22 protein-coding genes are annotated in these 24,599 nt (G+C 61.6%); 12 read left to right on the top strand and 10 right to left on the bottom strand.

What is annotated here, in order from left to right:
* Positions 1-29: 29 nt before the first annotated feature.
* The 3 genes from ELH03_RS19150 to ELH03_RS19140 form a co-directional block, all read right to left on the bottom strand.
* The gene (locus tag ELH03_RS19150) at positions 30-2,273 is read right to left on the bottom strand and encodes a glycoside hydrolase family 2 protein (RefSeq protein ID WP_128412484.1); all 2,244 of its coding nucleotides are present in this window, start codon (positions 2,271-2,273) and stop codon (positions 30-32) included.
* 203 nt (positions 2,274-2,476) lie between these two features.
* Positions 2,477-3,475: a LacI family DNA-binding transcriptional regulator gene (locus ELH03_RS19145; protein WP_128404201.1), complete on the bottom strand. Its 999-nt coding sequence runs from the start codon at positions 3,473-3,475 to the stop codon at positions 2,477-2,479.
* Positions 3,476-3,484: 9 nt separating this feature from the next.
* A complete protein-coding gene (locus ELH03_RS19140) occupies positions 3,485-4,492 on the bottom strand; it encodes a Gfo/Idh/MocA family protein (protein ID WP_130766589.1) in 1,008 nt (335 codons plus the stop codon).
* Positions 4,493-4,695: 203 nt separating this feature from the next.
* Between ELH03_RS19140 and ELH03_RS19135 the strand changes: the two genes are divergently transcribed.
* From ELH03_RS19135 to ELH03_RS19115, 5 genes are all read left to right on the top strand, one after another.
* Positions 4,696-5,988, top strand: coding sequence for an ABC transporter substrate-binding protein (locus ELH03_RS19135; RefSeq protein ID WP_128412486.1), 1,293 nt, complete (start codon positions 4,696-4,698; stop codon positions 5,986-5,988).
* Between the two features lie 105 nt (positions 5,989-6,093).
* A complete protein-coding gene (locus ELH03_RS19130; RefSeq protein ID WP_128412487.1) occupies positions 6,094-6,981 on the top strand; it encodes a carbohydrate ABC transporter permease in 888 nt (295 codons plus the stop codon).
* 1 nt (position 6,982) lies between these two features.
* Positions 6,983-7,894 carry a carbohydrate ABC transporter permease gene (locus ELH03_RS19125; protein ID WP_128412488.1) on the top strand — a complete coding sequence of 304 codons (912 nt, stop codon included), beginning with the start codon at positions 6,983-6,985 and terminating at the stop codon, positions 7,892-7,894.
* Positions 7,895-7,913: 19 nt separating this feature from the next.
* Complete coding sequence (locus ELH03_RS19120) at positions 7,914-8,996, top strand: ABC transporter ATP-binding protein (protein ID WP_128412489.1); 1,083 nt, start codon at positions 7,914-7,916, stop codon at positions 8,994-8,996.
* A 44-nt stretch (positions 8,997-9,040) separates the two neighbouring features.
* Positions 9,041-9,790, top strand: a complete 750-nt coding sequence (locus tag ELH03_RS19115) for a ThuA domain-containing protein (protein WP_130766588.1) — start codon at positions 9,041-9,043, stop codon at positions 9,788-9,790.
* 1 nt (position 9,791) lies between these two features.
* Here the strand turns inward: ELH03_RS19115 and ELH03_RS19110 are convergent, their stop codons facing one another.
* From ELH03_RS19110 to ELH03_RS19090, 3 genes are all read right to left on the bottom strand, one after another.
* Positions 9,792-10,703 carry an SMP-30/gluconolactonase/LRE family protein gene (locus ELH03_RS19110; RefSeq protein ID WP_128404194.1) on the bottom strand — a complete coding sequence of 304 codons (912 nt, stop codon included), beginning with the start codon at positions 10,701-10,703 and terminating at the stop codon, positions 9,792-9,794.
* A gap of 366 nt (positions 10,704-11,069) precedes the next feature.
* Complete coding sequence (locus ELH03_RS19095; RefSeq protein ID WP_128412747.1) at positions 11,070-11,891, bottom strand: SDR family oxidoreductase; 822 nt, start codon at positions 11,889-11,891, stop codon at positions 11,070-11,072.
* 92 nt (positions 11,892-11,983) lie between these two features.
* Positions 11,984-13,171, bottom strand: a complete 1,188-nt coding sequence (locus ELH03_RS19090; RefSeq protein WP_128412748.1) for a phytanoyl-CoA dioxygenase family protein — start codon at positions 13,169-13,171, stop codon at positions 11,984-11,986.
* A 94-nt stretch (positions 13,172-13,265) separates the two neighbouring features.
* Here ELH03_RS19090 and ELH03_RS19085 point away from each other — a divergent pair, with 94 nt between their 5' ends.
* Both ELH03_RS19085 and ELH03_RS19080 read left to right on the top strand, forming a co-directional pair.
* Positions 13,266-14,291, top strand: a complete 1,026-nt coding sequence (locus ELH03_RS19085) for a LacI family DNA-binding transcriptional regulator (protein ID WP_128412749.1) — start codon at positions 13,266-13,268, stop codon at positions 14,289-14,291.
* 64 nt (positions 14,292-14,355) lie between these two features.
* Positions 14,356-15,573, top strand: coding sequence for an adenylate/guanylate cyclase domain-containing protein (locus ELH03_RS19080; protein WP_128412750.1), 1,218 nt, complete (start codon positions 14,356-14,358; stop codon positions 15,571-15,573).
* A 17-nt stretch (positions 15,574-15,590) separates the two neighbouring features.
* Here ELH03_RS19080 and ELH03_RS19075 read toward each other — a convergent pair whose 3' ends face one another.
* From ELH03_RS19075 to ELH03_RS19060, 4 genes are all read right to left on the bottom strand, one after another.
* Positions 15,591-16,370, bottom strand: a complete 780-nt coding sequence (locus ELH03_RS19075; RefSeq protein ID WP_128412751.1) for an SDR family oxidoreductase — start codon at positions 16,368-16,370, stop codon at positions 15,591-15,593.
* A 191-nt stretch (positions 16,371-16,561) separates the two neighbouring features.
* Positions 16,562-16,963 (bottom strand): DoxX family protein, encoded by a 402-nt coding sequence (locus tag ELH03_RS19070; RefSeq protein ID WP_128412752.1) that lies wholly within the window; start codon positions 16,961-16,963, stop codon positions 16,562-16,564.
* Between the two features lie 153 nt (positions 16,964-17,116).
* A complete protein-coding gene (gene dgoD / locus ELH03_RS19065; protein ID WP_128412753.1) occupies positions 17,117-18,265 on the bottom strand; it encodes a galactonate dehydratase in 1,149 nt (382 codons plus the stop codon).
* A 66-nt stretch (positions 18,266-18,331) separates the two neighbouring features.
* On the bottom strand, positions 18,332-19,087 hold the full coding sequence (locus tag ELH03_RS19060) for a FadR/GntR family transcriptional regulator (RefSeq protein ID WP_003543153.1): 756 nt from the start codon (positions 19,085-19,087) through the stop codon (positions 18,332-18,334).
* Between the two features lie 213 nt (positions 19,088-19,300).
* On the opposite strand from ELH03_RS19060, the gene ELH03_RS19055 reads away from it, so the two are divergent.
* The 5 genes from ELH03_RS19055 to ELH03_RS19035 all read left to right on the top strand — a co-directional run bounded on the left by ELH03_RS19055 (position 19,301) and on the right by ELH03_RS19035 (position 24,496).
* A complete protein-coding gene (locus ELH03_RS19055) occupies positions 19,301-20,284 on the top strand; it encodes an arabinose ABC transporter substrate-binding protein (RefSeq protein WP_128412439.1) in 984 nt (327 codons plus the stop codon).
* Positions 20,285-20,354: 70 nt separating this feature from the next.
* Positions 20,355-21,860, top strand: coding sequence for an L-arabinose ABC transporter ATP-binding protein AraG (gene araG / locus ELH03_RS19050; RefSeq protein ID WP_130766587.1), 1,506 nt, complete (start codon positions 20,355-20,357; stop codon positions 21,858-21,860).
* A 17-nt stretch (positions 21,861-21,877) separates the two neighbouring features.
* Entirely contained in the window at positions 21,878-22,828 is a 951-nt protein-coding gene (gene araH, locus ELH03_RS19045) for an L-arabinose ABC transporter permease AraH (protein WP_128404184.1), read from the top strand.
* Positions 22,825-23,712 (top strand): aldose 1-epimerase, encoded by an 888-nt coding sequence (locus tag ELH03_RS19040; protein WP_128412438.1) that lies wholly within the window; start codon positions 22,825-22,827, stop codon positions 23,710-23,712. Before araH ends, ELH03_RS19040 begins: the two co-directional genes overlap by 4 nt.
* Before the next feature lie 4 nt (positions 23,713-23,716).
* Complete coding sequence (locus ELH03_RS19035; RefSeq protein ID WP_128412437.1) at positions 23,717-24,496, top strand: SDR family oxidoreductase; 780 nt, start codon at positions 23,717-23,719, stop codon at positions 24,494-24,496.
* Positions 24,497-24,599 lie beyond the last annotated feature (103 nt).

Here is a 24,599-nt window from a genome sequence, read left to right as displayed (position 1 = left end):
AAATCGATTTCGATTTTCGGGGTTATGCGCTAGGCGGCCGTCACGCCGACCTTCACCGGGGGAAAACGCGACGAGACTGCTTCGACGGTGATCTCGCCGGTGAACCCCGTCGCCTCCAGCCAGAAACCGGCGGTGCCGCCCTGCAGAGGCACGTTGGTCGGGCCGACGATCCTTGCCGGGCCGTGCACCTTCAGCGAAATGCTGTCGTTCATGAAAGGCAGGCGCTGGCCGCGCTGGTCGAGGGCGCGGATGATGACGCGCGTGCTGTCGCGTTCACGGGCTTTCAACGTCGAGCTATCGGCAACCACTTCCAGGGTCGTCGGCAATGGATCGGCCGCCAGCGTCAGGCTGGCCACCGGCTCGCCGCCGATATAGCCGGTGAAGGTGCCGTCGATCCATTCGAGACCCCAGGTGCCGAGCTCATCGGCGGTAAAGTGCCGATGGTCGAGTACGACGGGCGGATGCGGCAGATGCGGATAATTCTCGCGATCCGGACCGATGCGCTTGCTGAGCGCGCCATATCGCAGCTCCACCTCGTCGCAGTTGGTCAGGATGATCAGCGGCAGCACGCCGCCGATATTGCGTTCGCCGCGCGCCCAGAAGGTCGCCGGCTTCATGACGATCTCCTCGGAAGGGTCGCACTGGCTAATATAGGCATAAGCCGCGAATTTCGGCTCGCGGAACATGTCCATGACGCCGTGATAACAGATGCGGTCGCCGGAGCCGAAGTCCTTGTGGGTGTTGTAATCGAACATGCACCAGCCGATGGCGCCGGAGATATCAGGATCGCCATAGGCGGCATTCAGCACTTCCAGGTGACGGCGCACATGCTCGGCCTGACGCTGCTCCTGGTCATAAATCTTCGTCGGGTGCATGTGGCCGTTGAACTCGGTGATGAGGTACGGCACCTTGTGCGACAGTCCGGTATTTTCCTGCTGCGCGCGTAGCGCTGTGCGCGGGCGGTTGGCGCCCGGCAGCTCTTCATTGCCGAGGATGAAGTCGTTCATCGTGTAGACGTCTTCGAGCAGTTCGCTCTCGGTGAGATAACGCACGCCGCCGGTCTGGCGGGTGCTGTCGAGTTCACGGGCCAACCGATTGGTCTCGGCGTAGAAATCGTGACTATCCTGCGATTCGTTGATGCGCACGCCCCAGATGATGATCGAGGGGTGGTTCCAGTCGCGCTCGATCATGCGGCGGACGTTCTCGATCGATTCCTGCTGCCAGTCGGCGTCGCCGATATGCTGCCAGCCGGGGATCTCCTCGAAGACCAGCAGGCCGATCGTGTCGCATCGGTCGAGGAACCATTTCGACTGCGGATAATGCGAGGTGCGGACGATATTGCACTTCAGCACCGTCTTCATGATGTCGGCGTCGCGCTCCTGGGCGGAGCGGCCGGCGGCATAACCGACATAGGGGAAGGCCTGGTGGCGGTTGAGGCCGCGCAGCTTCAATGGCTTGCCGTTGAGGAGAAACCCCTCCGGCGTGAATTCGGCGGTGCGGAAGCCGAACCTGGTCGAGACACGGTCGGAGCCGTGTTCGGTCCTGAGCTCGACGGTGACGTCATAGAGCGTGGGATCGGTGATGTCCCAGAGGGCAATGCCGATGAGGCCGCCAAAGGAGAGCGTGGTGCGGCTGCCGATCGTTTCGGTTGCGGCGGTGGCGACCACCGTGCCGTCGGCCTGCTTCAGCGTTGCGGTGACGGTCGCCGAGAAGCTGCGGCCCTCGGGATTGGCAATGTCGACGCGGATGGTCGCCGATTTCTCCGGGCGAAGAACGTCAGTGGTTTCGATCTTGAGATTGCGGATCGAGACCGGGTCGGTGACCTTCAGCCAGACATCGCGGTAGATGCCGGCATAGGTCAGATAATCGATGCGGCCGCCGAAAGGCGGAATGTCAGGGTTCTCGCTGCCGTCGATTTTGACGGTGACGAGGTTCTCGCCCTTGACGAGCTTGCCGGTGAGGCGGGCCTCGAAGGGCGTGTAGCCGTCCTTATGGGCAATGATTTCCTCGCCGTTCAGATAGACGACGCTGTCGGCCATCGCGGCGTCGAAGACGAGCGAAACCTCGCGGCCCTCGAATTCCGGCAGCCAGCGCAGCACCTTCTGATAGGTGAAGGCGCGCTGATAGCTGGTCTCGTCGAAATAGCTGAAGGGCAGTTCGACGGCGGTATGCGGCAGGCTGACCGACTTGGCGGCATCGAAAGTTTCGAGCAAGCGCTGGCCGAAGCCCTCGTGGAAACTCCAGCCTTCATTGAAGGAAACGACGGAACGCATTTCAGGCTCTCCAAATTACGGCATCAGGGACATTGCGGCGCCTCTCGGCGCGTGAAAATCTGGTCATCGGTATTCCTCCTCGATGCAATGGATGAGCGAGCCGCTAAAGCACGTCACAGCGAACTTGATTCATGCGACGCGCTTTAGCTTTTTTCATGCATGTCGTCATCCCGGAACCGCTGTACATTTCCAGGCGACATGCATCAGGCGGTCGAGCCCCAGCGGGCGGTGCAGGTGAGCGTGATGCTGTGCGGGCCTTCGATCTCGGCGTCATGGCGTTCGATCAATTCGACGACGGCATCGATGAAGGCGACGTGGTCGAGGCTCAGCGTGGTGAGGTCGTTGCAATCCCAGGCGGCCATGGCAATGCCGTCCTGGCCGACGATGGCGATATCATCAGGGGTGTTCTTGCCGAGCACCCGGCGGGCCGCATCGCGTGCGCCGATCGCCATGACATCATTGCCACAGATGATGGCGTCGACCTTGTCACGGTGCAGCAGGAGCACGGCTTCCTTGAAGCCGGAATCATAAGAATAATCGCCGAAGGCCTGCGCCTCGAAGGCGAGGCCGCGCTTGGTCAGCGCATCGGCGAACCATTTGCGCCGGAGCTTGTCGATCCAGCTTGAATTGGTGCCGGAGAGGTAGGCGAAACGCTTTTTGCCGTCGCGGACGATCTTGTCGATGATCCCGTCGGCGGCCTCAGCGCCGTCGATGCGGATGCTGGAGACGTTTTCGTTTTCGAGCGGCTCGAAGGAGACGATGATCGGCTTCGTCGTGTGGAAGATATCGACGGCATCTTGCATCGACACCATGTCGGAGAAGACGACGACGTGATCGACCTGATAGGTGGAGGCAAGGCGCATCAACTGCAGCCGGTCGGAATGATCGGCGCAGCAGAGGATAATCGGCAGCAATTGTCTCGCCTGCAGACGGTGGACGAGAAGCTGCTGCTCCTCGGCCTCGCAAGGGTTGCCGATCGCATTGACGACGAGCGCGACAAGCCGCGAGCGCTGATTGTTCAGCGAGCGGGCGATCGCGTTCGGCTGGTAGCCATGTTCACGGGCGACGGCGAGGATGCGGTCGCGCGTCGCGCTGCCGATGCGTGAATCCGGCGAGAAGGCGCGGGAAATGGTGGCGGATGAGACGCCGGCGAGTTTCGCCAGTTCCTTCGAGGTGATCCGCCGTCTGCTCATACCGCTCATCTTCAGCGCCTATTGGGCGACGATCCTGACGGAAGCGCCGTCGGCCGCTGCCGATTCCTTAATTGCATCCCATAGCCTAGCGAATCTGAGGCCCATTTCAACGGAGCCAGAGTTTTCCATCTTTCCCTCGCGAATGGCGAGGAAATTCTTCATCGGGTTACCGAGAATCTCAGCTTCGTCGCGCGGCTCGGCTGTGCGGCCGACACTGATCTCGCGCCAGCTGCCCCAGGCGTCGATGCGCACGATCGCCTTCGAATAGAAGAAGGTGATGTAGGAGGCGCAGCCAGGAGGTCCTTCGCCGGCGGCCGTCAATGTCGCCAGCGCGCCGTTTTTCAGGCGGGCGGAGACGGCCGTGGTGATATCGACCTGTCTGCCGTGGTTGTTCATATAGGCCGACACGCTGTCGAAATCGGAATTGGCGAGCAGGCAGACGGTGTTCATCATATGGGCGCCGGTATCGAACATGAAGCCGCCGCCGGAGATATCAGGCTGCTGCTTCCAATGGCCGTCGTAGTTGGAAGACCAGCTTTCCCAGATCATGCCCGATATGGCGATCAGCTCGCCGAATTCGCCGGCGAGAGCCCGCCGGCGCGTGTCGAGCACCAGCGGCGACAGGCCGCCCTGGAAGGCGGTGACGATGGTTACGCCACTCTTTTTCTGCGCGGCGATCAGCCTCTCGGCCTCGGCGGCCGTCGTCACCATCGGCTTCTCCAGGAAGAGATCGAGGCCGGCTTCGGCGACGGCGGTTGCCTGCTCGGCGTGGAAGGCATGCGGGGTGGAGACGTAGACGATGTCGAGTTCGCCCCGGCATTCGGCAAGCATCTGACCATAGTCCTCGAAGCTCTTTGGTTCGGGCGCGCCGGCGGCGAGGCAGACATCGATCAGGCGCTGGCGCGAAGCCGCCGTGGTGTCGGCGAGTGCAGCAAATTCGATCTCCGGCATCTTGACCCAGCTCTCGGCATATTCCGCCGCCTTCAAGCCAGCGCCAATGACGCCGAGGCGCAATTTCCTAGTCATGAAAATTCCTCCCTGAATGCATTGTGCACACGATTACACAAACCATATTGCGATGGCAATATCTAAATAGATAAGTAATATCAGCATATTAAAACTCGCACTCGAATCTTTTGAAAAACCGTCTTGTCAGTGTTTGGAATGCGTGTACATTTTCATGACCGGTGCTGGAGGGCGCCGTGTCTCTACAAAAGGGAGGACTTCCGTTGAAGAAGATGGTTCTTGGCGGCCTATGCGCCATTCTGCTGAGCGCGGTTTCGACGCTGGCGCAGGCTGAAACAATCCGAATTGCAAATCATGGTCAGGCCGGCATCGACGCGATGAAGTCGACGGTCGAGCGGATCGAAAAGAAATATGGCGTCACCGTCGAGGTCATCGAATATCCGGCGCCCGACAAGGACTACCTGACCAAACTCCTGACGGAGCTCGGCGCCGGCAACGCGCCCGACCTGTTCTCCATCCCGACCACGGCTGCGGTCGCCGACATGGTGGAAGCCGGCTACCTCGCGCCTGTTACCAAGGAGTTCAAGGCTTGGGATGGCTACGCCAACCTCTATGACGTCGCCAAGGAGCTTGCCGTCAGCCCGGATGGTGAAACCTATGTGATGCCGTTCATGCTCGGCATCCAGGAAATCTATTACCGCAAGGATATTCTCGAAAAAGCAGGCATCTCCACCCAACAGCCGAAGAGCTGGCGGGAACTTCTCGATCGTGCGTCCGAGATCAAGCAGAAGACCGGCGCCTACGGCCTGCTCTTCCCGGCCGGCGTCTCCTGGGGAAGCGGCGCCTTCGACGAAGGCTTCCAACATCTGCTCGTCGGTTCCAAGACGCCGCAGCTGGTCGATGCCGACGGCAAGCTCGATCTGAGTGGCGAAGGCATCAAGGATGTCTTCAACGTCTACAAGGAACTGATCGACAAGGATCTGATGCCGACGCAGCCGCTGCTCGGACCCGAGCCCTGGGTCGTGCCGAAGTACCAGATGTTTCCGGCCGGCAAGCTTGTCGCGACCACCTGCGGCTCCTGGTGCTATATTTTCGACTGGGGTCGCGAAAGCAAGAACCCCATCCCTGACGTGACGGAGGTGGTCGGCACCTGGACCGTTCCCGGCCAGAGCAGCGGCCAGTACGTGCTTGCCAACCTCGCTGCGCCGTGGGCCGTCAATTCCAAGTCGGCCAATACGGAACTGGCGATCAAGGCGCTGATGGAGATCGGCTCGATCGAGACGCAGGTTTCCTACGCCGCCCGTATCGGCAATATCCCGGCCAGCAAGGGTGCGGCTGATAATGCCGAGTTCCAGAAGCTGACGGAACTGGTTCCGATCCATGCGGCGGCCGAGAACGGCGTGTTCCTGAAGCAGGCCTCCGGTTTCGGTGCGGTCTCGGAAGGTGTCGCGCGGGCCACCGAAGCGCTGCTCCGCAAAGAAACCGATGCCGCCGGCGCCCAGAAGATCCTTGTCGACTACGTCAAGGAAACGCTCGGCGACGACATGGTCAAGTAAGCTCCGGCACCCTCTCTTTCGCCAAGACGGGGACGCGGCATCATCGCTGCGTCTTCCCGCTTTCATTCTACAAGCCGGTTTCATTCGATAAGGTTGTGAGCTTCCATGGCCCGAAACTCTCATGAAAAGCGCGCCGAACGGCAATGGCTGCTGATCCTGCTGCCCTCGCTGGTGCTGCTTCTGGCCTTCGTGATCTACCCGGCCCTCTATTCCATCTATCTGAGCTTCACCAATGAGGCGCTGACCGGGGCTGCGGCCCTTCGGCCCCGCTTTGTCGGTTTCCGCAACTATGTCAGGCTCTTCAACGACGCGAAGTTCTGGAACACGCTGGTCGTCACCTTCATCTTCGTCATCGGTTCTGCAGTGATCGGCCAGTTCGTGCTCGGCCTGATCTCGGCGATCGCGCTGCGCCGGCCGATCCGCTTCCGGCGGGTGTTCTCGTCGATTATCCTGTTGCCGAATGCCGCTCCCGAAGTCGTCGCCGGTTTCATGTGGATCTCGATGCTGGCAGGCGGCGACAACGCCACACTCAGCCGCATCGTCAATTTCTTCGGCATCACGCCGGCCGACTGGCTGCAGGTCTTCCCGCTGTCGATGATCATCATCGTCAATACCTGGCGCGGCATCGCCACGGCGATGATCCTGCTGACGGCGGGCCTCAGCACCATCCCGGCGGAGATCTACGAGGCCGCCCGCATGGACGGCGCCACCCCATCGCAGATGTTCCGCCGCATCACTCTGCCGCTGATGATGCCGACGATCCTGCTCTACATGCTGATCTCGGCGGTTTCCACGATTGCCGTCTTCGGCCTCGTCTATGCGCTGACGCGCGGCGGACCGGGCGGGGCGACCGAACTCGTCAGCATTTATATCTACAACCAGTCCTTCACGGCGTACCAGCTGGGCTATGGCGCTGCGGTCGCCGTCGTCGCGCTCGTCATCTCGCTGATATTAGGCGTCGCCTATGTCCGGGCCATGAAGGTGGAGGTCTGACATGGCCGTCGTTTCTCCAAGCGAAACTGCAAACAAGGGTCGATCCGATCTCATCGCCTATGCGATCCTGTCGCTGATCTCGATCTTCTGCGCGATACCCTTTTTCTGGGTGCTGATCGCCTCGTTCGACGGCAATGCGCAGCTCTTCCTGCGCTGGCCGGAACAATGGACCTTCGCCAACTATATCAGAGTCTTCGCGAAGGAGGACGGAGCGAAGTGGCTGTTCAATTCGCTCTTCGTGGTCGGCGGCGCCACGCTGCTCGTCATGGTGCTTGCGGGGCTCGGCGGTTATGCGCTGTCGCGCACCAGGGCCTGGTGGAAGTTACCCTTCCTCTACGCGATCCTGCTCATCCGTGTGCTGCCTCCGACCGCACTCATCGTGCCGCTCTACAAGTTCCTGCTGACGTTGAACAATGCGGAGGCGGCGGTGCTGCGGCCGATCTTCGGCAGCTATACCCGCGACATCATGCGCTGGACCGGCTTCATCGACGGGTATCTCGGGCTGATCCTGGTGCTTGCGACAATGCAATTGCCGCTGGCGCTCTGGATCATGAAGACCTTCTTCGACGGGCTGCCGAAGGACTACGAGGAGGCGGCGCTGATGGATGGGGCAACACTGATACAGTGCATCCGCCGGGTGCTGATCCCGCTGGCGCTGCCGGGGCTGGCTGCGGCCGGGCTTTTCGCCTTCATGTCGGCCTGGGGCGATTTCCTGCTGCCGCTGATCCTCCTGTCGTCGCCGGAGCTGCAGACGCTGCCGCTTGGTCTCTTCCGCGCCTTTCTGCGCATCAACGAGATCGATTACGGCCTGCTGACGGCGCTGGCATTCATCTACCTGCTGCCTGCCGTCGTTGCCTTCGGTTTTGCGCGGCGCTTCCTCGTCCAGACATTTTCGGGCGGCGTGAAGGGCTGAGATCAAGAAAGAGAAACAGATGATCAATCTCAGAAACGTTCGCAAGTTCTACGGTGCGCTCGAGGTCATCAAGGGCGTCGACATCACCGTGGAAGACGGCGAATTCGCGGTCTTCGTCGGCCCGTCCGGCTGCGGCAAGTCCACGCTGCTGCGCATGATCGCCGGCCTCGAAGGCATCGACGAGGGCGACCTCATCCTTAACGGCAAGCGCATCAACGACGTGCCGCCCGACAAACGTGGCATCGCCATGGTGTTCCAGTCCTATGCGCTCTATCCGCATATGAGCGTTGCCGAAAACATCGGCTTCTCGCTCAGTTTGAAGAAGGTGCCGGAGGCGGAGATCCGCCGGCAAGTGGAGGGTGTTGCCGAGATCCTGCAGCTCACCGACTATCTCGACCGCCGCCCGGCCGCTCTTTCCGGCGGCCAGCGCCAGCGCGTCGCGATTGGCCGCGCCATCATCAAGAAGCCGGCGCTGATCCTGTTCGACGAGCCGCTGTCGAACCTCGATTCGGCGCTGCGCGTGCAGATGCGCGCTGAGCTGCAACGCCTGCACCGCGAGCTGAAGGCGACGGTCGTCTACGTCACTCACGACCAGGTGGAAGCGATGACGATGGCTGACCGCATCGTCGTGCTGAACAAGGGCGTGGTGGCGCAGGAGGGTGCGCCGATGTCGCTGTATCATGAGCCGGACAACGAATTCGTCGCGACCTTCATCGGCTCGCCGAAGATGAACGTCATTCCCGTCACTATAACGCGGCCGGTGGCCGGCAAGGTGCATCTCAACAGTCCGATCGGGCTTTCGCTTGATCTCGCCGATGCCAACGGCGCGATGCCGCAGGGCGATGCCAAGCTCGGCATCCGGCCGGAACATCTGAAGATCGCCGCCGAGGGCCAGGACCACTTTACGGCCGAAGTCGTCATCGTCGAGCGCCTCGGCGTCGAGACCTATATGACCGTCGGCTCGCAGGAGCAGCCTATCGTCGTGCGCGCCGAGGGCGATATCGCCGTGCGGCCGGGTGACCGCGTGTCGCTGACGGCCGATCCCGCCGCCTGCCATCTGTTCGATTCCGCCGGCCGGGTGATCCGTCCGGCAACCGCCTGACAATCGCGCCTGAAACATCAAGGCCTGAAACATCGAGGAATGTCATGACAATCAAGGTCACCATCTGGAACGAGGGACGCCACGAGCAGCTCCACAAGGAGGTTCAGGAGATCTATCCTGATCGTATCGACGGAGCGATCGAAGCCGGCATCGCCCATCCAGATTTCGAAATCCGCCGCGGCACGCTGGATGATCCTGACGAAGGCCTGCCGGACAGCGTGCTCGATGATACCGACGTGCTGCTCTGGTGGGGGCATATGGCGCATGACGACGTCAGCGACGGGCTGATCGACCGCGTGCAGCAGCGCGTGCTGAAGGGCATGGGCCTGCTGGTGCTGCATTCCGGCCACCATTCCAAGCTCTTCCGCCGGCTGATGGGCACCAATGCCAACCTCTCCTGGCGTGAGACGCCGGATGGCGACCTGGAGCGCGTCTGGGTGGTCAATCCTTCGCATCCGATCGCCGAGGGGCTGCCGCCCTATTTCGAAGTCAATGCCTCGGAAATGTACGGCGAGCCCTTCGATATTCCGCAGCCGGACGAGCTTGTCTTCATCTCCTGGTATTCCGGCGGCGAGGTGTTCCGCAGCGGCTGCACCTTCCAGCGCGGGCGCGGCCGCATCTTCTTCTTCAGCCCCGGCCACGAGACCTACCCGATCTATCACGACAAGATCGTGCATAAGGTGATCTCGAATGGCATCCGCTGGGCGCGGCAGAAACATACCGATGGCCGCATTCTGGAAAACTGGCACCGCGCCGAGCCGCTGCACTGCCGCCCCGACAAGGCGAAGGCCTGATCTATGGATATTGCGCGCCGGTCGTCTTGATATAGATCGAATAGACCGAACGCGTTGCGGTGATGAAAAGCCGGTTTTTCTTGGGGCCGCCGAAGGTGAGGTTGGACACCGTCTGCGGCACCCTGATCTTGCCGAGCAGGGTTCCGTCAGGCGAAAAGCAGTGCACGCCGTCGGAGGCACTCGTCCAGAGATTGCCGGCGACATCGCAACGGAAACCGTCGGGATGGCCGACATCGAGGCTGCAGAAATAGCGGCTGTTGGCAAGCGCCCTGCCGTCGATGACGTCGAAAACGCGGATATGGCGCGGCACGTCATGTTTTGCGGAGCCGGAATCGGCAATATAAAGCTTCGTCTCATCGGGCGAGAAGGCAAGGCCGTTCGGCTGGATGAAATCCTCGACGACGGCATCGATCGCTCCGCTTGCCGGATCGATCCGGTAGACGTTGCGCGTGGGCTGCTCGGGCTCGGCCTTGTGGCCCTCGTAATCCGACAGGATGCCGTAAGTCGGATCGGTGAACCAGACCCCGCCGTCGGAGTGCACGACGACGTCGTTCGGCGAGTTCAGTCGCTTGCCCTGGTAGCTGTCGGCGAGAACGGTGATGGTGCCGTCCGTCTCGGTACGGGTGACACGGCGGCCGCCATGTTCGCAGGAGACCAGCCGGCCCTGCCGGTCGCGGGTGTTGCCGTTGACGTAGTTGGAGGGCGAGCGGAAGACGGAGACCGTACCATCCGGTGTCCAGCGCATCATGCGTTCATTCGGGATATCGCTCCAGAGAAGGCAGTTCAGGTCGGAAAACCAGACCGGGCCTTCCGTCCAGCGGCAGCCGGAATAAAGCTCCTCGAGGCCGGCGCTGCCGATGACCATGGCACCGAAGCGTTCGTCGCGGATCTCATAAATCGGATTGTCGCCCATGCCAGTTTCCTCCCTGAATGCTGCCGTTCTTTTCCTAGCGGCAAAAACCTGGAGGTACCAGAGCCCGGCGATGGAAATGCCGGGCTCCGGTTTTCCTAGAGCCTTTCCTGGTCAGATTGAAGCATTCTGTTGGCTCAAACGGAGTCGGATGGTCGACCGGCCGGCGCGCGTCGTAGCCAAGCTCTACGGCCAAGCCGGCCGGTCGATCAGCCGGCCCGTTTCAGCCAACCCGAAGGGTCGGGCATCTTTCCGCCAGGATCAAAGGCGATCGGCTCGGACGTACCAAGGGGTATGCCCTTCGCCAATCGCCTCTGCCCTGACGAAAACCTGCTCCGGCAGAATGATTCAATCTGACCAGGAAAGGCTCTAGAGGGCGGCGACCGGATGCGGCGAGCCGTCGTAAGCGCCCCAGATCGACTGGTCGAAGCAGATGACCGAGCCGGTCATCAGGCCGGATTCGGAAGACGACAGGTAAGCGCAGGCGCGCGCCACCTCGTGCGGATCGACGAGACGGCCGAAGGGCTGGCTTGCCGCCGCCTTCTCCAACCAGTCGGCCGGTGCATCGTGATATTCGCGCTGGATCCGGTCCTCGCCTTCGGAGGCCATCCAACCAATGTTCAGACCATTGACGCGGATGCGGTTGCGCAGGAGCGCATAAGCGGTGTTCTTCGTCAGCGTTTCCAGCGCGCCCTTGGAGGCGCAATAGGCGGCGATGAAGGGTTGGCCGGCTTTGGCCGACATCGAGCCGATGTTGACGATCGTACCCTCGATCTTTTCGCGGCGCATGACCTTCACCGCCTCCTGCATCAGGAAAAACGGCGCACGCACATTGACGGCGAACATGGTGTCGAAGAGCTCCGGGCTGGTGTCGAGGATGGTGCCGCGATCGGTGATGGCGGCGGCATTGACCAAGGCGTCGACACGGCCGAAGGTCTCGTCACAGGCGCGCACGACATGCTGTGCATCCCCGACCTTGCCGAGGTCGGCTTTGACGTAGACGATCCTGGTGCCGGTCGCGGCCGAAATCTCCGCCGCCTTTGCCTTGCCCTTGGCTTCGTTGCGGCCGCAGATGACGATGCCTTCGGCGCCGCGTTCGGCGAAGAGGCGGGCGATGGTCGCGCCCAATCCTTGCGTGCCGCCGGTGACGATGGCGATCTTGCCGTCGAGGCGGCCGTGGTCTGTGCTCATGTGGTTCCTCCATTGTGATGATGTGCGAATAGCCTCCCGCAGGTGCGGGAGGCTTTTATCTCAGTGCGGATGCAAGAGGCTCGAGCTCCAAATCAGCTCAACTTCTTCTGCGCCTGCTCGGCAAGTGCTGCCGTAAAGACTTCATCGCTCCAGCCTTCCTTCAGCGCCTCATGCATCAGCTGCGCCTGTGTCTTCGGCGCCAGTCCACCGAGCGGCGGGTCGCAGTCGAGGTTGGTCGGGAAGGAGTAGCCCTCGGCGCAGGCAGCGACGGCGTTGGCGATCTCATCAGGCGAGAGCCTGCCCTGCAAGGTCTTCAACGCGGGAAACAGCCTGGCGCTCATCTTCTCGCGATTGACGGTTTCCATTGCCCGGCCGAAGGCGGAAGAGACCTGCAGGAGGTTGGCGACGCGCTTGATGTCGGCCGAACGGTTGGTGCCGGCGGCATGGAAGAGGGCGGGATTGAAGAAGACGACGTCGCCTTTTTCGAGCGGCAGCTGGACATGGTTGGTCTCGAAATAATCCCGGAACTCTTGCCGCTTCAGCGCGAGATAACCCGGCACATAGGTCTGGCTATACGGCAGGAAGAGTGTCGGGCCGCTTTCGAGCGGCATGTCGCAATGGGCGACCGCACCCTGCAGCGTCAGCACCGGCGAGAGCCGGTGCACATGCGCCGGGAACTGTTCGATCACCTTTGAGGACTGAAAGCCGAGATGGTAATCGCGGTGCGCCGACTGCGCCGCGCCGCCCGGATTGACGCGGTTGACCTGCGCCGTCATCTGGTAGCTCGGACCGAGCCAGGCTTCGCTGGCCAGCGCGATAATGGCGTTGCCGTAATATTCGGCGAAATTTGCCGGATCGGCGAGACAATGTTTTTCCAGCGAATTCCAGATACGGTCGTTGGCGCCAGGCTTGGCAAAGTGATCGCCGCCGCCGGTCGAGGTGCGGTGTTGTTCCTCGATGATCGCGTCGAAGATCACGCTGGCCCGATCGATGATGCCGGTGTCTTCGTAAGCGCGCTTGAACACGACCACACCAGGACCCTCGCCGAAAGCCTCGCAGATCTCCGCCAACACGGCGCGTCGGCCTTCTGGCGTTGCGGCCGCTGCCATCACCTTGCGGCTGTCATAGATCAGCACGTTTTTTTCGACCGCAGACGCCGAGGGGTAATCGGTAAGCACAGTCGTCCTTTCCGCAAGGCTGCGGAAATCGTCGAGATCGCAGGCGTCTTCGCTCACCCAGACGCGGTCGGCGCGCAGTTTCTGCTGGTTGTTGGTTTTCATAGCGGCTCCTCCCTCTTTCCAATGGAGGCACTATACGCCGCGATGCCGGGTGATATAGATCAGGAATCCATCAAAAAACCATCAGGCCAATCGCATGGCACATCTCTTTCTCGTCAAGGACATTGCCTTCCAGGCCGGGCTCAGCACTGCGACCGTCGACCGGGTGCTGAACGGCAGGCCGGGCGTGCGCCGGCAGACCGAGATGCGGGTGAAGGCGGCGATCGCGGAGCTGGAGAAGCAGCAGGCCGGAGCGATGGGCAGCGGGCGGGTGCTGGCGATCGATATCGTCATGGAGACGCCGCAGCGTTTCAGCGACGCGGTGCGCGCCGCCTTCGAGGCGGAGATGGCGACCTTTCTGCCCGGCGTCTTCCGTTGCCGGTTCCATTTCGCCGAGGTGATGAAGCCGACCGAACTGGTGCAGCTTCTCGATCGCATCCGGCTGCGCGGCACGCACGGTATCGTGCTCAAGGCGCCTGACGTTGCCGAGGTGGCGGCCGCCGTTGCCCGGGCGGATGCGGCCGGCATTCCCGTCGTGACGCTGGTGACCGATCTGCCGAATTCGGCCCGCATCGCCTATGCCGGGGCCGACAACCGGGCGGCGGGAGAGACCGCCGCCTATCTGATCGGCGAATTCCTCGGGAGTGATGGTAGCAAGGTGCTGGTAACGCTGTCGAGCGGACGGTTCCGCGGCGAGGAGGAGCGCGAAATCGGCTTTCGCCGCGTCATCCGCGCCCGCTATCCCGACATCGGCATTACCGAAATCAGCGAGGGGCACGGCACCGATGCCGCGACGGGAACGCTTACCGCGGCAGCCCTTGCGGCCGACCCCGCCATCAACGCCGTCTATTCGATCGGCGGCGGCAACCGGGCGGTGCTTGCGGCCTTCGACGCGGCCAAACGTCCCGTCCGCGTTTTCGTCGCCCATGATCTCGATGCGGATAATCGCGCCCTGCTTGGGGCGCGTCGGATCGGCTTCGTGCTGCATCATGATCTCAGAACCGATGCGCGTTCGGCCTTCCGGGCGATCATGAGCCGGGCGACTGCCTTGCCGCGAGCGGTTTCGCCCTCGCTTTCAACAGTCGAAATCGTCACGCCCTACAATATGCCCGAGGGCGATTGAGCCAATTGGCTTTCCTTCCACGCCGAATTCGAGCTACAACTTTAGTACGAGTGAAGGTGAGAACATGGATTACAGCGACGTCAGCACGATTGCAGCCTGGATCACGGAGCAGGGACTGAAGGGCGCTTCGGAAGCCGAGCTGATGACCGGTTTCTGCTCGGCTTGCCGGGATGCCGGCCTGCCACTCGACCGTGGTCTGGCGCTGATGGATACGCTGCATCCGGTGCATGAGGGCCGCGCCTTCCGCTGGGACAGCGTCGAGGAGATTCAGGCCGAGTTCGAATATGGTCCGACGAGCTCGGGGGAAGCGGCGTCGAACTGGCAGCGTTCGGCCTTCTATCATCTATGGTCTAACAACGAGCGGGAGATACGCCGGCGTCTTGGCTTCGGCGATCCGATCGATTTCTCTATGCTCGATACGATCGCTGAAGCCGGCCACACGGATTTCGTGGCGATGATGCATCGTTTTTCCGAGGCCGGCACGATCGGCGAGATGGATTGCTTCTTCTCGCATTTCGCGACGAAGCATCCTGAGGGCTTTTCCGATCACGACCTCGCCATCCTGCGCAAGCTGGTGCCAGTTTTGGGGCTGGCGATCAAATGCATCGCGCTCGGGCGTATCGCTCGCACCATCGCCGAGGTCTATCTCGGCGAAGACGCCGCGCGCCAGGTGATGGAAGGCAAGATCAGCCGCGGCAAGTCGGAGCGGATTTCCGCGGCACTTTGGTTTTCCGATCTGCTGAATTACACCAAGATCTCCGACAGCGTGCCGCCGGAGGAGATCATCCCGCTGCTCAACGACTATAGCGAGGCGGTGATCACAGCGGTCCACGAGTCCGGCGGCAACGTGCTGAAGCTGATCGGCGACGGTGTGCTCGCCATCTTTAAGAGCGAGGTGCCGGCGGAGACATGTCGTGCGGCGCTGAGCGCCGAATCGTTGCTGCGGGAAAAGCTCACCAAGCTGAATGCCGCGCGTGCGGCCGACGGCCGGGCGACGACCGACGTCTATATCGGCCTGCATATCGGCGATGTCTTCTACGGCAATATCGGCAGCCAGGACCGGTTGGACTTCACCGTCATCGGACCTGCCGTCAACGAGGTCAGCCGGATCGCCTCGATGTGTCGTTCCGTCGATCTCAACCTGTTGATCTCCTCCGATTTCGCCGCGGCGATACCGGAGCAGCAGCGTGCCGCACTCGCCTGCGTCGGACGCTACGCGTTGCGCGGCGTGCAGCGCGCGCAGGAACTGTATACTCTCGACAGCGCCCGGCTGAACGGCTGAGTTCCTGACTGCAAGGGCTATCGCAACAGGCCCTGACCGCCGTCGATCCAGATCGGCGTACCGGTGATGTGTCGGGCGCGCTCGGAGGCGAGAAAAAGGATGGTTTCGGCGACATCCTCGCTCTTGCCTGCCTTGCCGCCGGCGATCGGGATATCCCCCTGCGGCCAGATGACCGGAACCTCCGTCTCCTCGCGATGGCGGCTGTCGGTATTGGCGCCGATATTGGTCTCGATCTCGCCCGGGCAGACGGCATTGACGCGGATGCCGTGCCGGCCGAGTTCGAGGGCGAGCTGCTGGACCATGGCGACCTGGCCCGCCTTGGTTGCGGTGTAGGCGGTGGCGCCCGGCGTGGTGAAGGTGCGGGTGCCGTTGATCGAAGAGACGACGATGATCGAGCCGCCGTGGCGCTTCAGATGCGGAACCGTCAGATGCAGGGTCAGGTAGGTGCCACGCAGATTGACGGCGATCGTCTTGTCCCATTCTTCCGGCTTGAGATCGTCGATCGGTGCCCAGACACCGTTGATCCCAGCATTGGCGACAACGACGTCGAGGCCGTCGAAGGTGTCGGTCAGTTGCGCTACGGCGCTCCGCATTTGAGTTTCGTCGCTGGTATCTGCCGTCAACGTGATCGACTCGCCGCCGGCGGCCCTGATCTCGGCACAGGTCTTTTCGACCTCGTCGGTGGCGCGGCTCAGTGCGGCCACCCTTGCACCCTCGGCAGCGAGCCGCAACGCGGCCGCTTTGCCGATGCCGGAACCGGCGCCTGTCACCAATGCGATCTTTCCCTTCAGCTCCATGGGTGGGCTCTCCTTGCCGTTTTTGCGTTGCCGTTTTGCAGGTAAGCCAATGTTCCGCACGGCTCTTGGTTCCGGAAGGAGAGCAGGTCGCTAGAGCGCCGTGCGTCCTTTCGGACGCACAAAGGACGCTTTAACTCTTTCAATCCTCGCATCGTGCTTTCCGAAAATCGATTCCGATTTTCGGGCCGATGCTAGAGCTTCCTGAGGAGGCTGTGGCTCAACGCCCATTTCTCCGGCCCGTGGACCGCGGCAAAGAGCAGACCGGCGAGGAAGGTAAAGTGATCGATGAAGAAGCCGAACTCGGCCTGGTTCTGCTGCCAATGGGATGGGCCGTGGAAGGCGAAAGCGAGGAAGATCACATAGATGCCTGCGAGCAGGCTGGCCTCGGTGAAGAAGGCTCCTGATATAAAGGCGAGCGCCAGTGCGATCTCGAAGAAGGCGGCGACCCAGGCAAGGAATGTCGCCATCGGAAAGCCTGCGGCGGTGATATAGCCCACTGTTGCGCCGATATCGACGAACTTGAAGCCGGCCGCCATGAAAAAGATGAAGCTGAAGATGATGCGGGCGACGATGATTGCGATTGCTCTGGCCATTCTGAAATCTCCTCTTTGAGCTTCCACTATGACGGACGAGACACGCGATATCCTACACGGGGAATGAAAAAGGGCCGCTTGCGCGACCCTATCACTTTGAGTTGCGCATAATCCTTTCCGAAAATCGGTTCCGATTTTCGGGGTTATGCGCTCTCACCATTCGGCGAAGCTGCCGTCGGCGTGCCGCCAGATCGGGTTGCGCCAGCGGTGACCTTCCTTCGCGCGCTCGATGACATAGGCTTCGTCGACCTCGATGCCGAGACCCGGACCCTGCGGGATCGAGACGAAACCATCGGCATAGTGGAACACCTCCTTGTTGGAGATGTAGTCGAGGATGTCGTTGCCCTTGTTATAGTGGATGCCGAGGCTCTGTTCCTGGATGAAGGCATTGTAGCTGACGGCATCGACCTGCAGGCAGGCGGCGAGCGCGATCGGGCCTAGCGGGCAATGCGGCGCCAGCGCCACGTCGTAGGCTTCGGCCATCGCCGCGATCTTGCGGCATTCGGTGATGCCACCGGCATGGGAGAGGTCCGGCTGGATGATGTCGACGTAGCCGTCTGACAGAACCTGCTTGAAGTCCCAGCGCGAAAAGAGCCGTTCGCCGAGCGCGATCGGCGTCGAGGTGTGGTTGACGATATCGCGCAGCGCTTCCTTGTTTTCGGAAAGCACCGGCTCTTCGATGAACATCAGCTTGTAGGGGTCGAGCTCCTTGGCGAGAACCTTCGCCATCGGCTTGTGCACACGCCCGTGAAAATCGACGCCGATGCCGATATGCGGGCCGATCGCCTCGCGGATGGCGGCGATGGTCTCGACTGCTTTCTCCACCTTCTCGTTGGTGTCGACGATCTGCATTTCCTCGCAGCCATTGAGCTTGATCGCCTTGAAGCCCTGGGCAACCACTTCCTTGGCATTGTTGGCGACATCCGAGGGACGGTCGCCGCCGATCCAGGAATAGACTTTGATACGATCACGGAGCTGGCCGCCGAGCAGAGAGTGGATCGGCTGGCCGAGCGCCTTGCCTTTGATGTCCCACAGCGCCTGGTCGATGCCCGAGATCGCGCTCATGTGGACGGCGCCGCCGCGATAGAAGCCGCCGCGATACATCACGGTCCAGTGGTCTTCGATGAGGAAAGGATCCTTGCCGATCAGGTAGTCTTCCAGCTCATGGACGGCGGCCTGAACGGTGAGCGCACGGCCTTCGACGACCGGTTCGCCCCAGCCGACGATGCCTTCATCGGTCTCGACCTTCAAAAACAGCCAGCGCGGGGGAACGATATAGGTGGTGAGTTTGGTGATCTTCATCGCTGTTCTTTCAGTCTCTTCGCGGGTTTGCGATCGGCGGCACGTCCGCAGATTTGTCGTGATCGGTCATTTCGTTCTGCCGATCGCTTTTTCGGCGGCGGCAAGATCGCGCACCGCAAGATCGAGCATGCGGTTGGCGCATTCGCGGGCGCCCGCCTTGTCGCGCATGCGCAGGGCCTCGACCAGCTGACCGTGAACGAGCACTGCATCCTCGCGATTCTCGACACCGATATTGGAGGCATGCAGTGCATATTTCAGCGCCGCGTGAATGGCGCTCGACAGGCGGCGGAAGACCTGATTGTGGCTGGCGGTGAGCAGCACCGTGTGGAACATGACGTCGGCATCGGTGAAGCTTTCCGGGTCGCGGGCGCTGTCGCGCATCTGCCGCCAGGCATTGTCGAGATCGGCGATCTCCTGGGCGCTGGCGCGCTCGGCGGCATATTCGGCGGCTGCCGGTTCGATGGTGCGGCGGGCTTCGAGAATGCAGCCGAGCAGGTCGAAATCCTTGATATAGGGCCCCATCCATTCAAGCACGTCAGCGTCGAGGATATTCCAGTCATCCTTATCGCAGACGGTGGTTCCGATGCGCGGCTTGCCACGGACAAGGCCTTTGGATTCCAGCACTTTCAGCGATTCGCGAATGACCGTGCGGCTGACGCCGTAGAGTTCGCAGAGGTCGTTCTCGCGGGGCAGCGGCGAGCCCGCGGGATAGCGGTCCGCGCAGATATCCTGAGCGATCGCCGCCGTGACGTTGCGGCGTACGCGCGGGCGGCGCTCGATGCGGCGGCTTTCGGCCCCGCTCTGTCGCTCGATTGTTTCCAACTCACCTCTCCGCTCTGTCTCGCGTGCTAGGCAATCGAACCTGATTATCCGAATTCGATCCGCTTTGCGACGCTTCCTCCCGGCATCTCGTCAATAATCCTATTATTCCAATCATCATACATTGGCAATTGACTGGTATGATGATTTATCATAATTCATTGGACGTTGCCTGGGAGGCAGCTGCTCGGTTTTTGAGAGTTTAGGGAGAGAGACATGCGCTTGTTCAAAGCAGCCATTCTGGCTGGCACTTTCGCCATTCTGGCAGCCGGCTCGGCATTTTCCGCGGACGTCAAGATAGGGTTTATCGTCAAGCAGCCTGAGGAGCCGTGGTTCCAGGACGAATGGAAATTCGCCGACCAGGCCGCCAAGGAAAAAGGCTTCACCGTCGTCAAGATCGGCGCCGAAGACGGCGAGAAGGTCCAGTCGGCAATCGATAATCTCGGCGCCCAAGGTGCGCAGGGCTTGATCATCTGCACGCCCGACGTCAAGCTCGGCCCTGGCATCGTCGCCAAGGCCGAAGCCAACCAGTTGAAGTTGATGACGGTCGACGACCGCCTCGTCAGCGCCGACGGCAAGCCGCTGGAAGAGGTGCCGCATATGGGCATTTCAGCCACCAAGATCGGCGAGACCGTCGGCCAGGCGATCGTCGACGAAATCAAGAAGCGCGGCTGGGACATGAAGAATGTCGGCGCCGTGCGGGTTTCCTATGACCAGCTGCCGACCGCTGTCGACCGCGTCGAAGGTGCGATCTCGGTGCTGAAGTCCGCCGGTTTCCCGGCCGAAAACATCTATGATGCGCCACAGGCGAAGACGGATACGGAAGCGGCGCTCAACGCGGCAACCACCGTTCTCAACAAGCATGCCGACGTGAAATACTGGGTCGCCTTCGGCCTCAACGACGAAGCCGTCCTCGGCGCCGTCCGTGCTTCCGAATCGGTCGGCATTCCGGCGGCCAACGTCATCGGCGTCGGCATTGGCGGCGCGGAATCGGCGATCAACGAGTTCAAGAAGCCGGCGGCGACGGGCTTCTTCGGCACCGTCATCATCTCGCCGAAGCGCCACGGCTACGAGACGGCGCTCAACATGTACGACTGGATCGCGAACGACAAGGAGCCGGCAAAGCTGACGCTGACCTCCGGTTCCCTGGCACTGCGCGACGATTACGAAAAGGTCCGCAAGGATCTTGGCATCGAGTGATCGTCCTTCCAAGATGATATCGTCCGGCGGCCGCTCAGCGTGCCGTCGGATCTTTCTCGACGGAGCGATGATGGCTTTCCTCGAATTCAGCAATATCTCCAAGGGTTATCCCGGCGTGCAGGCGCTGGCGAATGTTTCCTTCACGGTCGAGAAGGGCGCCGTCCACGGCCTGATGGGCGAAAATGGTGCCGGTAAATCGACGCTGATCCGCGTACTGTCAGGCGATCAGGCCGCCGATGGCGGCAACATCCTCATCGACGGCGAGGAGCAGAGATACGGGTCCGTCCGCGACGCCTTCCATGCCGGCGTCATCGTCATCCATCAGGAACTGCAACTCGTTCCGGAGTTGACGGTCGCCGAAAATCTCTGGCTCGGACGCTTTCCGGCCAAGGGCGGCATCATCCATTCCAAGAGGCTGATCGAGACAGTGCGGTCGAAGCTCGAGGAGATCGGCATCGATGTCGATCCGTCGGCCAAGGTCGCCTCGCTTTCGATCGGCGCACGGCAGATGGTCGAGATCGCCAAGGCCGTCATGCTCGATGCGCGGGTGATTGCGCTCGACGAGCCGACCTCCTCGCTCTCCTCGCGTGAAAGCGAAATCCTGTTTTCGCTCATCGACAGGCTGAAGGCGAAGGGAACGGTGATTCTCTACGTCTCGCATCGCCTCGACGAGATCTTCCGGCTTTGCGACAGCCTGACGGTACTGCGCGACGGCAAACTTGCCGCCCACCATCCTCAGATCGCCGAAACGACGCGTGAGCAGATCATCTCGGAAATGGTCGGACGCGAGATCAGCAATGTCTGGGGCTGGCGTGAACGCGCCCTCAGCGACGTACGGCTGGAGGTCAAGGGCCTGTCGGGGTCAAGGCTGCCCAACCCGATCAGCTTCTCCGTCCGCCAGGGTGAGATTCTCGGTTTCTTCGGCCTGATCGGCGCCGGCCGCAGCGAGATGGCGCGGCTGCTTTACGGCGCCGACACCAGGCATCAGGGTCAGGTCACGATCGACGGCATTGCCGTTTCGCCGAACAATCCGAAAGCGGCGATCAATGCCGGCATGGTGCTTTGCCCCGAGGACCGCAAGTTCGACGGCATCGTCCAAGGGCGATCGATCGAGGAGAATATCGCGATCTCGTCGCGCCGGCATTTTTCGCCTTTCGGCATTCTGAGCCCGAGACAAGAGGCGGCGCTGGCGGATCGGTTCATCGCCAAGCTTCGAGTGCGGACGCCGTCGCGCAAGCAGGACATCATCAACCTCTCGGGCGGCAACCAGCAGAAGGTCATTCTCGGCCGCTGGCTGTCCGAGCAGGGGATCAAGGTCCTGGTCATCGACGAGCCGACGCGCGGCATCGATGTCGGGGCGAAATCGGAAATCTACGAAATCCTCTACGAACTTGCCGCCGGCGGCATGGCGATCGTGGTGATATCAAGCGAGTTGCCCGAAGTCATGGGCATTTCCGATCGCATCATGGTGATGTGCCAGGGCAGGGTGGCGGCCAATGTCGCTCGTCCGGATTTCGACGAGCGCAGCATCCTGACGGCAGCGCTTCCCGACAAGAACGCCGCAGGCACCCTTTAGAACCAGGAATACGGACGATAAATTCGTTGAAAAAAATCCTTCTCGGCGAACAGGGGCTGGTGGTGATCTTCACTGCTGCCTTCGTGATCGTCTCGCTCTTCGTACCGAACTTCCTGACCGAGCGAAACATGCTGGGGCTGCTGCAATCGGTCGTCACGATCGGCATCGTTGCCTGCACGATGATGTTCTGCCTGGCATCGCGCGATTTCGATCTTTCGGTCGGATCGATCGTCGCCTTCTCCGGCATGATTGCCGTGATGGTCTCGAATGCGACGGGCTCCATTCCCGTCGGGCTGCTCGCCGCCCTGCTTTGCGGCGCCGTCGTCGGTTTCGTCAATGGTATCGTCATTGCGCGTTTTCGCATCAATGCGCTGATCACCACGCTTGCGACCATGCAGATCGTGCGCGGGCTGGCGCTGATCGCGTCCGATGGCCGCGCCGTCGGCATCAACGATCCCGATTTCTACCAGCTTGCCTTGTCGCGCTTCCTGACCGTGCCGACGCCGATCTGGATCATGCTGATCCTTTTCATCCTCTTCGGTTTCGTGCTCAACCGCACCGTCTTCGGCAAGAACACCCTGGCGATCGGCGGCAATCCCGAGGCCTCGCGGCTTGCCGGCGTCAACGTCGTCAATATGCGCATCTGGATCTTTGCGCTGCAGGGGCTCGTCTGCGGCATTGCCGGCATCCTGCTTGCCTCGCGCATCACCTCCGGCCAGCCGAATGCGGCGACAGGGCTTGAGCTTTCGGTGATTTCGGCCTGCGTTCTCGGCGGCGTTTCGCTGGCCGGCGGCCGGGCAGCGATGAGCGGTGTCATCGTCGGCGTGCTGATCATGGGCATTGCCGAAAACGTCATGAACCTCTTGAATATCCAGGCGTTCTATCAGTATGTCGTACGCGGGCTGATCCTGCTGATCGCAGTGCTGCTCGACAATTTGAGGTCTTCGGCTGCGGGGCGACGCGGATGAACCAAGAACGAGCCGGGGACGACATCGAACTGAGGCACGGCGATCTCGCCGTGCGGGTCAGCCGTCGGGGCGCCGCTGTCACCGCCGCGACGTATCGAGACATGCCCTTTCTCGTGGCGGCCGGCGGGCCGGAGGGAGCGATGGCGAATTTCGCGATGGTGCCATTCGGCAATCGCGTGGAAGGCAACACCATGTCCTTTGCCGGACGCGACTATGCCTTCCAGCCGAATACTTCCGATCCGCTCTATCGGCACGGCGACGGCTGGCTCAGCCTCTGGCAGCTTGAAGACTCCAGCCCGGAGGATGCGCAATTCTCCTTTTCCCGTAGCGCCGACAGGGTTTCACCTTATGCCTATCTCACCCGGCAGGAAATCCGTCTCGCCGGCGAGGCGCTGGTGCTGACACTTTCCGTGGAAAACCGCGGCGAAACCGCTCTTCCCTTCGGGCTCGGTCAACATCCCTTCTTTGCGCGGACGCCAAAGACGAGGCTGACGATCGCGGCCGATCGTTACTGGAACGAGCGGCCCGACCATCTTCCCGATATGCCCGGCCCTGTGCCCGATGATTTCGATTTCAGATCCGGCAAGCTGTTGCCTCAGAAATGGATGAACAACGCCTTCGAGGGTTGGAATGGGCGGGCGGCAATCGCCTGGCCGGAACTTGGAATTCAGGCGGCGTTGGAAGCCGACGGTGCGCTCGATCGCTTCATGCTGTATATGCCGGTCAACCGGAGCGATTTCTTCTGCCTCGAGCCGATGAGCCATCTGCCGAACGGGCATCACCTTCCTGATTTCGGTGGGCTCACGCCGCTTGCGCCAGGTGAGGCGCTTGCCGGCACGGTGACGATCCTGATGTCGACGCTGCCGGTTCAACCGAAGGGGTGACAAGATGGGCAGCCGTCTGCAGGGCAAGAACATCCTGATAACAGGTGCTGCGCAGGGTATCGGCCTTGCGATCGCAAAGGCTTTCATGCGGGAAGATGCCGCCGTCTTTCTCGTTGATCGCGATGCGGCGCTGCTGGCGAAGGCGGCGAAAGAGCTCCAGAGCAGCGGCGGCCGGCTTGGTTATCTGCCGGCCGACATTACCGATGCCGGAACGATCACGACGTTGGTCGCTCAGGCGAGTGAAGAGATCGGACAGCTGAACGCGCTCGTCAACAATGCCGGGGTCAATGTCTTCGCCGAACCGCTTGAGACGACGGACGAGGAGTGGAACCGCTGCTTCGACATCAATCTCAAGGGCGCATGGAACTGCTGCAAGGCGGTGCTGCCGGGCCTCATCAAACAGGGCGGCGGCGTCATCCTCAACATCGCCTCGACGCACGCCTTCACCATCATCCCGCACACATTTCCCTATCCGCTGGCCAAACACGCCCTGCTCGGGATGACCAAATCCTTGGGTCTCGAATATGCGGCCCGCAATATCCGCGTGAACGCGCTGGCGCCGGGCTATGTCTCGACCCAGAAGGTGATCGATTACTGGAACGGTTTCCCTGATCCGGAGGCGGCAAAGGCCGAGACGATGAAACTGCATCCCGGCGGGCGCATCGCGACGCCGGAGGAGATTGCCATGGCGGCCGTGTTCATGATTTCCGACGAGTGTCCGTTCATCAATGCCACCTGCCTGACGATCGACGGCGGCCTCAGCGTGTTGCAGCATCCCGCCTGAAAGGGCTTCGATTCCGCAGATTTTTACAAGCCTGTCGTCTTCTCGGGATAGAGCATTATATTGCCCATCGGGGAGGCTCTCTGATCTCCCGCGGGCATGGAGC

The organism is Rhizobium beringeri (assembly GCF_004306515.1).
GTDB classification, from domain to species: Bacteria; Pseudomonadota; Alphaproteobacteria; order Rhizobiales; family Rhizobiaceae; genus Rhizobium; species Rhizobium beringeri.
The sequence above is the reverse complement of the archived record's forward strand: the minus strand, read 5'-3'. Positions and strand labels throughout refer to the sequence as shown.